The sequence below is a fragment of the Anabaena sp. UHCC 0399 genome, from assembly GCF_034931465.1.
GTDB classification, from domain to species: domain Bacteria; phylum Cyanobacteriota; class Cyanobacteriia; order Cyanobacteriales; family Nostocaceae; genus Trichormus; species Trichormus minutissimus.
The window spans coordinates 41,752-52,205 of record NZ_JAYGGZ010000051.1; the positions used below are offsets into that span (position 1 = coordinate 41,752).

The following is a 10,454-nucleotide window of genomic DNA, read 5'->3' on the forward strand; positions in this document are numbered from 1 at the left end:
GTTTCATTAATGGAGTTCAAAGGTTCATGAGATGGCTACTTATGTTGAAACGGCATTACTCAGTTATTCCATACTGTTGAACCTGCATATTCCACAGTGCGGTATACTCTCCCCCATGCTGCAAAAGTTCCTGATGTGTGCCATCCTCAATTAAACGCCCACCTTTGAGGACGAATATTCGGTGAGCCATTCGCACAGAAGCTAGTCTATGGGTAATCAAAATAGTAGTCTTACCCTCCGCTAATTCCACAAAGCGCATATAAAGCTCATACTCACTGCGGGGGTCAAGTGCGGCTGTCGGTTCATCCAAAAGTAGTATTTGAGCGTGCTTACGCACAAAAGCACGGGCTAGAGCTAACTTTTGCCACTGACCACCAGAGAGTTCTGTACCGCTAAACTGTTTACCTAGGGGTGTGTCTTCCCCTGTGGGAAACTGTTCTAATAGTTTGACTACATCGGCTTTTTCTACAGCATATCTGAGTAAATCACGATTTTCTAAAGCCTTGAGGTTGCCTAAAGCAATATTTTCTCCTAGGGTGAGGGAATAACGACCAAAATCTTGAAAAACTCCTGCTATTTGTTGTCGCCACTCTTCTAGATTTAAATTTTTCAGGTCTACACCATCAACTAAAATTCGCCCTTTGTTGGGGTCATATAACCTAGTAAGTAACTTGACCAGAGTAGTCTTACCCGCGCCATTCTCCCCTACAATAGCCACTGTTTCCCCTGGATGTAGGGTAAAAGAAATATTTTTGACTGCCCAGCCCTTAGCATCAGGGTAGCGAAAGTACACTTTTTCAAACGTGATACCTTTACGAATAGGATTTGGGATTTTCTCTCCAGGTACACTTAAGAGCATAGGACTTGTACTGTCGAGAAAAGTGAAAAACTGCTGCATATAAAGCACATTTTCAAATAATTCCAGCCCATTACCTACAAAGCCGCCTAAGTTTTGTTGAAAGTAAGTTAAAGACTGGACAAATAACAGTACACTACCTGGACTAAATTCTCCTCTAAATGCTTTCTGTACTACCCAATAGAAAGCAAAACCATTTCCTAGGGTACTTAAAATAGCTAAACTAGACGACCAAAAAGCTTGTTTACCGCGCAGATGGCGCATGGAGGTATGTAAAGACTGGAATGCTTGCAGATATCGGTCAATAAAGAATGAACCTAGCTGAAACAGTCTAGTTTCCTTAGCGTGGGTATCAGTTAGCATGACTGAAGTGTAATACTTCATTCTGCGAGCCTGGGGACTGTTTTCAAACAGAGTTAGCCAAATAGCTTTACCATATTGAGCCGAAACGACTACTTGGGGTATAGTAGCGATCGCAATTATTAAGGGAATCCAAAAGGCTAGGGGAATCAGTAACGCCACCATCACCACCAAAGTCACGAAAGACCGGCCTAATTCCACCAAATTCTCAAGTAAATTCAACGGTTGATAGCTAATTTGTTCTTGCAAAACTTGTAACTCATCATAGAATTGAGCATCTTCAAAACGGCTCAAGTCTGGTAAAGTATCGGCTTTACGCATTAACTTTAAGCTCATATGAGCCATTAACTTATCGTTGAGATTTCCCTGAAGTGCTGTTTGCCAAGGTTCGAGTAGTGTTTCTAACAATAAAGCACCTACCCATCCCCCAACTAAGGGTAGTAAGATTGTCCAACCCAATACTCTACCAGATGACAACTCTGTTGCGACTGTATCTACTACTAACTTAGTAATCCAAACACTTATAGCAGGTAGAAATCCTTGTAATAAAGTAACAACAATCAGTACAAAAATTTCTTTTGGTGCTGCTGTCCATACTAAAGGTAGAGAACGAAATAAGGCTTTAGTATAGACCTCAAACCAAAATCTTAAATCGCTCATTGATGTAAACCTAATTTTTTATTTATGGTTAACTATTGCTCTGATTGCTAACATATTGATTAATTTTCAGGAATAATCATATGTTTTAGACAGTGAAAGTTGATTGTCTAGACAAATTCTTGTCTAATTCTGCTATCTGACACTGTAATACTATCGAGAATAAAAACTATACTACTTAAGATAGAACAACGTTAGTCTCAAGATGAGAAACTATCTTACTTAAGCAGGAACAAAAAACAAAACAAGAAGATAAAGTAAATGTTGTAGGCGTTACATAATCATCAAATAAATTCCTGTGTAACACCAAAAAATGCAGAGGTTTTGAGAACAAATATTTCGTAAAAAAGCAATTCTCTTAAAGATGTTACCGTATTAATGGCGCAGTAATTTTGACCTTTTATAAACTATTTACCCTTTGGCTATACGTTGGAGTATAGATAGTTTAAGCAGACCTACAAAGAGATAAAAATAGGTAATGAACTGTTGTCATATTTTGCGGTGAAATAGCGAAATATTTGGTTAAAAACTAATTCGTTTCTAGATGCTTTAGACCGGAAAACAACTTTAGAACAACTTTAAAACAACTCTCAGGTAAATTTAAATCCAGGTAGTGATTTGAATATCAAAGGAGAAAATCGCAATGCTTGCACAAGAAACATTGACCATACAAACCTTAGAAATGTATTTAGTAGACAGCGAAGATAAATTAGAACAAACTCTGCTGTCTAAAGAAGAAATAGCAGCTTTAGAAAAACTAGCTTTACCAGGAGTGTTTGATTCAGAAACGAGCCAAAGATGGGTTAGTCGCTGCGGTGGACGCTGTGGTGGACGATGCGGTGGACGCTGCGGTGGACGATGCGGTGGACGATGCGGTGGACACTGCTGGCACCGATGTTATCAGTGTTATCACTGCGGTGGTAAATGTGGTTTTTTTAGTTCAGTATCAGGCGTAATTGAAGAAAGTTTCGACCTCGAATTTGGCAACTAACATTGCTTTGATACTAAACAGACTGGCACAGTAGGGGTTTAGCAATGCTAAACCCCTACAAAAGATATCGTTTTTACGATCATAGATATTCAGTATTTTCTGTCAACTCGTAAGTCCTAATTTGTTTATAAAACCAAGGTTGCAGATTTTTCTATGGAGCTTGGGAGAATAAAAGCAAACCTATGCAATTAAATGATAGTAAAAGGCTGCGTCTGTTAGAACACCTCGTCATTCGCGTTATACCCTCAGATGGTAATGATGGGGAAAAGATGATATTCAATACAACGCGGCGGACATTAGAAGTTAAAGGTCAATCGCTGCATGATGTGGACAGAGTAGTTTTTCCTTTACTGGATGGTAGCCGAACCCTAGGAGAAATCCGTCATGCTGTTCAAGAAAAGTTGACCAATGCCTCGCTAGATCAATGTTTAGAATTTTTGATTAACAATCGCTTAGTGGAGGATTTTGAGGAAGAAGACATTGACTTAGATACTCTGACTCATCGTACTCAGTTACTGCCTCAACTCGGTCTTTACCATGAGTTAGGCTTTCAGCAAAAGGATGTTCAAAAGCAATTAGCTAATGCTCGGATTGCTGTCTTTGGGTTGGGAGGCTCAGGGCTAGTAGCTGCAATGACATTGGCTGCTTCTGGTATTGGTTTTCTGCGTCTGTGCGATGATGCTTACATTGATCCCTCTGATGCACTGATGATGTCGGGTTGGGAATTGAGTCAAGTTGGTGCTGGGCGATCTGTGCAAGCGGCTCAACGGATTGAGGCGATGGGAGGAGTTACCCAGACTGAGACTGTGACAGATGCTTTAAATGATGATGAAATAGTCAGTTCATCACTGCAAGATATTGACTTAGTTATTGTTGCTACGGATGCCGTATCAGTTAATTTAGCGTATCGCCTCAACAGACTATGCTTACAAATGAAACTCCCATTGCTCCCAGGTGGAGCTGCGGGGGTAGAGGCAACTGTCGGGCCGTTGGTCTTTTCTGAAGATGGCCCTTGCTACCTGTGCTATCGGATGCGGTCTATGGCTTGCGCCAAGCTTCCAGAGGCCAAATTAGCTCTTGAGCAGTTTCTCAACCGAGAACGGCGTTCTCAACCACGTCTGCGAGAAAATTTACCGATAGGCTACACGTTAGTTGGTAGTTACCTAGCCCTTGACGCATTAAAGATGTTCCTTGGTCTACCAATTGCTACTGATGGTAAATTACTGCATCTGGATTTGATTAGTACACAGATGACTCACCATGTTGTACTCAAGAAACCCGGTTGCCCTCATTGTTCCCCACGTCAGGAGAGAACGCCGTGAATGCAGTAGTAACTAGTTCTCGGTGGCGGGATTTGGTCAGCCCCCACACTGGCATCATCCGCGCAATGGAGAGAATAAGCAAGCCATATACAGAGTGTGAACTGCCAGTGATTTGGCAGGCTGAATTAGCCCATTACCAAATTCGCAAACGGCTAGAAAATTTACGCTTTGGTATAGGCAAGGGCATGACTGATGAGCAGGCCATTTTAGGTGCTGTGGGTGAAGCCTTGGAACGCTACTGTGGGGGGATTGTTGATCGGCGGCGAATGGTGGTCAGTAGCTTTGCCAAATTAGATAATCGCGCCCTCCCACCACCAACTTTTTACTCTTTTTCTGAACAACAATACTCTGATCCCAATTTCCTGTTTCCGGCATTTGATTCCACAATGCAGACTTCTTGGATCGCTGCTCAGGTACTTGGTAGCAACGATCAAGTTTTCGTCCCCATGTCCTTAACCTATCTCGATTGGTGCGGCGAACAACCAGGGGATGATATTGTTCCTGCTTCTTCTAATGGCATGGCTACAGGCTCTTCTGTAGAGTTTGCTGCTTACAGTGGGTTATGCGAGTTAATTGAGCGTGATGCTTTCATCATTACGTGGTTAAATCGCTTACCTGCGCCGCGCATAAATTTTGAACACCAGCCTGGAATATTAAGGGAAATTGCCCGGAATTATGCCAGATTTGACATTGAGTTAATGGCCTTCGATTTTACCACTGATATTAGAGTGCCTGTAGTTGTCGCGATCGCTATTGACCATTCAGATCAAGGGCCTGCTGTTGTCACTGGTTTGGGATGCCATCTTGATGGTCAAACTGCGCTTCGCAAGGCAATATTTGAAGTTTGTCAAGCCCGTCCTGGTGATCTGGAACGGATAGCTCACGGTGCTGGTGCTAATCTCCATAAATATGAAGATATCCAGAATATGGATGATCACAGTGCTTTTTTCTACACAACAGCACGACTGGGTGAGTTGGACTTTTTACTTAACCATGACCAATCACTAAAAGTTGAAGATTTACCTACTTACACATCTCAATCAGAAGTAGAGAAATTGCAAACAGTTCTCACCAGGTTAAATTCAGTGGGTGTTGAGGCGTATTTAGTGGATATTACCACCTCTGACATTGCATCGGTGGGTTTTCGAGTGGTAAGGACTTTAGCAACTGAATTAGTACCTATCTATTTTGGTATTGGACAAGAGCCATTAGGTTCTCAGCGTCTGTTTGAAGTTCCAGAACGGTTGGGTTATGGTGGTCGCCGTACTGCTGCTGACCTCAATCCCTGCCCCCATCCCATCGCCTAAATTGAGGAAATTGCCGCAATGTACAAAGCTAATGAGCCTCTGGAACTAACTCTTCTTTATCATTGGAATTCTCCACCACCAGGAGGTTATGCCAAGCAAGTTCCAGCTACTGAAATGCGGTATATGCCAGAGGCTTCTATTCTGGAACTACCAGCAGTACCAGGGGACAACTACCTCACCAATTTATTGAGACAACGCCATTCAGTACGAGCTTTTAAAAATACGGAGATGCCGTTGATTTCACTGGCTCAGTTACTGGATGCCGCCTGCGGTATCAGTGGGTTGCGTCAGGTGGAGGGTCATATGTTTGAAGGGCGGAACTCTCCGTCTGCCGGTGGACTTTATCCAATTGAAATGTTTGTATCTATACAGGCAATAACAGGTTTATCTGCGGGACTATATCACTATGAACCCCGTGGCCACGGACTGCATTGGGTGAATGAGTCAGTACCCAGTGACTTTATCGAACCTCTATTGCAGCAGGATTATATTGCTAATGCCAATGCCCTGTTTATCATGACTGGGGTTTTTATGCGATCGCTCCATAAATATAGTACGCGGGGCTACCGCTTTATCCTGTTTGAAGCCGGCCATCAAGCTGAAAATATTTGCCTCATGGCTGTAGAGTTGGGGCTTGGCAGGGTTTGTCTAGGAGGATTTCATGATACAAGTGTCAATAATATTTTAGGTATTGACGGTCAGCGTCATGCAGCACTTTATTGTGTTGCTGTTGGTACGGAAACAAGTTCGTAGTAAGGACTTTAGTCCTTACTACGAACTTGTTAATTGCTACTAAATTTTAGTAGAGTAATCCTCACCTGATGAGTAGCCCCCAGATTTACCACTTTCTGTAAATCCACTGGGACTATTTTCTTTGAGGAATCCACTATAGGCTTCCATACCATGTTCATGGATATCCAAACCTTCCAGTTCTTCGTCTCTGGTGACTCGAATACCCAAGGTATATTTCAGTACCAACCAGAAGATGCTGCTGAGAAGCACAGTCATACCACCGACTGAAATCACGCCTAAAAACTGAATGCCCAACTGTCCTAAACCACCACCTGCAAATAAACCCTTGGCAGGCCCAAGTCCCTCACCATACCAGGAATAAACACCAGGGCCGACAGACCATAGACCAACTGCAAGAGTTCCGAAAATACCACAAACCAGGTGAACGGAAGTAGCACCTACTGGGTCATCAATACCAATTTTGTCAAATAATGTAACTGAGAAAACTACAATCACGCCAGCAATCAAACCAATAATAACTGCACCGGGAATGCTGACATAAGCACAAGGTGCTGTAATCGCCACCAAACCAGCCAAAATACCGTTGATAATCATCGACAGGTCAGGCTTACCTAAGTACAACCAGGCTGTCGCTGTAGCAGCAATCCCACCAACAGCACCGGCCATGTTGGTTGTTAAAGCAATATGAGTAATAGCATTGGGATCAGCAGCCATTACAGAACCGGGGTTAAAACCAAACCAGCCTAACCACAGAATCAAACAGCCTAAAGTAGCAATACTCATGTTGTGACCAGGCATAGCCACAACTTTCCCATCTTGATATTTACCGATACGGGGGCCAAGAAAGGCTGCTCCCATTAAAGCTGCCCAGCCACCGACTGAGTGAACTACCGTAGAACCAGCAAAGTCCCAAAAGCCTCTGTCAGCTAACCAACCAGCACCCCAAATCCAGTGTCCGGTGATGGGGTAGGCGATACCTACAAGTAAGATACTAAAAATTAAGAAGTCAAGAAACTTGATTCTTTCAGCAACTGCACCAGACACAATGGTGGCTGCTGTTCCCGCAAATACCAACTGGAATAAAAATTTGGCTGCTAAGGGTACACCAGCCCAACTTAAAGCACTGAAGACACCTTTATAAGCAGCTTCTCCGGTAGCGGGACTGTTATCTGCTCCTGTTAAGAAAAATCCATTTAACCCAATAAAATCGTTGCCATCGCCAAACATTAATCCAAAACCAATTACCCAAAAAGCCACGGTGGCTAGTGCAAACACAATAAGGTTCTTGGCAAGGACGTTAACAGCGTTTTTCTGGCGACAAAAGCCGGTTTCTAACATCCCGAAACCAGCATTCATGAAGAATACCAAAAAAGCGGCGATCGCTACCCAAAGGGTGTCTAGGGCAACTTTCAATTCTGCTGTTGTCGGGCCAGCATCTGGGGCTTGGGCAACTGCGACATAACCCCATCCCAAAACAATTAAACAAGCCAAAGGTAAACAAGCTTGCCAACTGGGAGACAGTCGCTTAATAAAATTAATTAACTTGATTGTTGAATTAAATTGTGAGCTTTTAGCGGAATTTCTTGCAGAAAATCGCCTATTTTTTATTTTCGATTTATGTTTGTACATGGGTTAAAACAACGTCCTCCGAATGATCCTTGATAGCAAGAAACAGGTTGAGCAGAAAAACTATCCCCCGTATTGCCCCAGCTAGTGGTTTTGATATTTTTCTTTGAGACCACTGAATTTGGTTAACCAAAAACTCAAATAATATTTAGGAGTTTAAGAAATTAACGACACCTCTGTAAATATTTTTTGTAGATATCCTTAAGAAATTATGATGTAATTTCTGCAACAGTCAAGTCTTCTTCATTTAATCTTTAATCATGAAAAAATAGATTGGCATAGTGATAGATGGCATTTTGTCAATACAATCTCCATAAAAAATAAGGATAGAAATTAATCAGTAATTTGTGCCACACATTACTACTATTTGTTAACTTTTGTCAATTGATAAGCTTAACTGCTTCATTCATTCTCAACGCTACTAACATCTGAACTTTGGGGGTAATGTTTTTTTTCTTCTACTAACTTTTCAACTGCATAAACATCAGGCCATACCGATGCACCATGTTCATAAACATCAATACCTAAGCGATCGCCTTCGGGATGGACACGCAAGCGTCTGATGGCTTTAAGACCAGCAAACATTAAAAAGCTCAAGCCAACTGTAAAAACTGCGATCGCTACGACACCTAAAAGTTGTATACCTAATAATTCAATCCCACCCCCTAACAGTAACCCTGCTTTTTTATTCAGAGTCAGTTCGGCTTGTCCCAAAAAGCCCACAGAAAGAGTACCCATCATGCCGTTAATTCCATGTATGGAAAAAGCAGCTACTGGGTCATCAATTTTAAGTGATTCAATTAGATCAATCCCCAGCACTACCAAAACGCCAGCCGTTAATCCAATCACCACCCCCGCCCAAGGTGCTACATAAGCACAAGCAGCTGTAATTGCTACTAATCCGCCTAAAGAACCATTCAGGCAATACTCTAAATGCCATTTACTAGTACGTAAATACTGAAAAATCATTGCCGCTAGTGCTGCTGCTCCAGCCGATAATGTGGTGTTGACTGTTACTAAACCAATTAGTCCTGTGTTCCCAGCACCAAGAGTTGAACCAGAGTTAAAACCATACCAGCCAAACCAGAGAATCATAGTTCCCAATGTTGCCAAGCTTAAATTATGGGCTGGTGGTGGTGTTCCCCAAGCTGAACGACTAGGGCGAGGCCCTAGCAAATATGCGCCAACTAATGCCGTCCAACCGCCTACACAATGAACAACAGAACTACCGGCAAAGTCGTGATAACTGAGTTTGGATAACCACCCCTCAACATTCCAAGCCCAATGGACAATAATGGGATAACTAAATGCTCCCATCACGGCACTGTAAATTAAGTCACCAATAAAGTCAGTTCTACCGAGCATAGCACCGGTAGTGATTGTACTAGCTGTCGCTGCAAAGGCAAACTGGAAAAAAAACAAGGTGTAGGTATTAATAGCAGCAGTAGAACCAGGCGCACCCATTGGATAAATACCATCACTATTAGGTAGCTGGTTCAAAAAAAATGTATCTGTTCCTAACAAACCTCCAGCACTTGTACCAAAAGCAATCCCAAAACCTATTGCCCACCACACCAAGATAGTGACAGCAGCATCCACAAAATTTTCCAGTAAAGCATTAACTACACCTTTCTGCTGGGAAAAACCCGCTTCTAACATTGCAAAGCCAGTTTGCATAAAGAATACTAAAAATCCAGTGATTAGTACCCATATAGTGTCAATCGAAATTTGCAGTTTGATCGTAGTTTCTGACAAAGACTGCAAATTGGGAGGATCTGCTGCTTGTACAACTGTAGGCGCAAAAATTGCCAACACCATAGAACCGATCGCCAGCACCATCATGCGTTGCCAAGGTCGAATACGCTTATTCATTAGCTTATTTTTTCCTGCTTGAAAAGCGATGATTCATCATGGTAGCAGACTGACCAAAATCAATTACCTTTGATCAGAAAATCTAGCGATCAAGTTTTACTTCAAAGCCAAGTTTATTCTTTTTTGCTCACCACTCTGCTCATTCAACTCAACAGAATATGAAAAAACAGCATAACTTACACAAGTAAGGTTAAGTTTTACAACGCATTCTGGTTAATCCATGACTAAATTTGATTTATACTGTTTTACTTACAACATTAATTCTGTAGTTTGCAATACATTTTTTATTTTTTGGGCGTATAATTTAATTGGCGAATAGATAATTAAACTGTGTGAAACCTTTATATAATCAGCAATTGCCCATATTTAGATACAATTACTAAGAAATTTATGAATTTTATATACAAAATTTTAAGTAAAATGTCTGTTTAGTTAGGGAACTAGGGACTGGGAAGTAAAAGAGACAAGAAATAATCTTTTGACTGATGCCCATTTGAGATGGAAGAAAAGACGATTTGAGTTTTTTTTGGTTGATGCCGGACTAACGCCCCGCTACGCTAAGTAGCTAAACAAAATTAATTACATAGTTTGTACCAAATTCTCGGAGAATCTTTTCCACAGATGCTACAAAAGTCTGCCAATCTTTGTAAGCATCAATTTCAATCCATTGATACTTAATAAACCGCCACAAAATTTCAATCAAATTTAAC

Annotated in this window: 7 protein-coding genes and 1 pseudogene; 4 read left to right on the forward strand and 4 right to left on the reverse strand. The window is 41.7% G+C overall.

Going from position 1 to position 10,454, the window contains the following annotated elements; translation table 11 throughout:
* Positions 1-55 precede the first annotated feature (55 nt).
* Positions 56-1,876, reverse strand: coding sequence for an ABC transporter ATP-binding protein (locus VB693_RS23075; RefSeq protein WP_323268298.1), 1,821 nt, complete (start codon positions 1,874-1,876; stop codon positions 56-58).
* Positions 1,877-2,516: 640 nt separating this feature from the next.
* On the opposite strand from VB693_RS23075, the gene VB693_RS23080 reads away from it, so the two are divergent.
* The 4 genes from VB693_RS23080 (at position 2,517) to VB693_RS23095 (ending at position 6,246) form a co-directional block, all read left to right on the forward strand.
* Positions 2,517-2,864 (forward strand): hypothetical protein, encoded by a 348-nt coding sequence (locus tag VB693_RS23080; RefSeq protein WP_323268299.1) that lies wholly within the window; start codon positions 2,517-2,519, stop codon positions 2,862-2,864.
* 182 nt (positions 2,865-3,046) lie between these two features.
* On the forward strand, positions 3,047-4,186 hold the full coding sequence (locus VB693_RS23085; RefSeq protein WP_323268300.1) for a TOMM precursor leader peptide-binding protein: 1,140 nt from the start codon (positions 3,047-3,049) through the stop codon (positions 4,184-4,186).
* Complete coding sequence (locus tag VB693_RS23090) at positions 4,183-5,493, forward strand: YcaO-like family protein (protein WP_323268301.1); 1,311 nt, start codon at positions 4,183-4,185, stop codon at positions 5,491-5,493. The genes VB693_RS23085 and VB693_RS23090 overlap by 4 nt, the downstream gene beginning before the upstream one ends.
* An 18-nt stretch (positions 5,494-5,511) precedes the next feature.
* Entirely contained in the window at positions 5,512-6,246 is a 735-nt protein-coding gene (locus VB693_RS23095) for a SagB/ThcOx family dehydrogenase (RefSeq protein WP_323268302.1), read from the forward strand.
* Positions 6,247-6,285: 39 nt separating this feature from the next.
* Here the strand turns inward: VB693_RS23095 and VB693_RS23100 are convergent, their stop codons facing one another.
* From VB693_RS23100 to VB693_RS23110, 3 genes and pseudogenes are all read right to left on the reverse strand, one after another.
* Positions 6,286-7,875: an ammonium transporter gene (locus tag VB693_RS23100; RefSeq protein ID WP_323268303.1), complete on the reverse strand. Its 1,590-nt coding sequence runs from the start codon at positions 7,873-7,875 to the stop codon at positions 6,286-6,288.
* 399 nt (positions 7,876-8,274) lie between these two features.
* Complete coding sequence (locus VB693_RS23105; RefSeq protein WP_323268304.1) at positions 8,275-9,744, reverse strand: ammonium transporter; 1,470 nt, start codon at positions 9,742-9,744, stop codon at positions 8,275-8,277.
* 565 nt (positions 9,745-10,309) lie between these two features.
* A pseudogene (locus VB693_RS23110) lies at positions 10,310-10,454 on the reverse strand (IS630 family transposase); the annotation flags it as partial.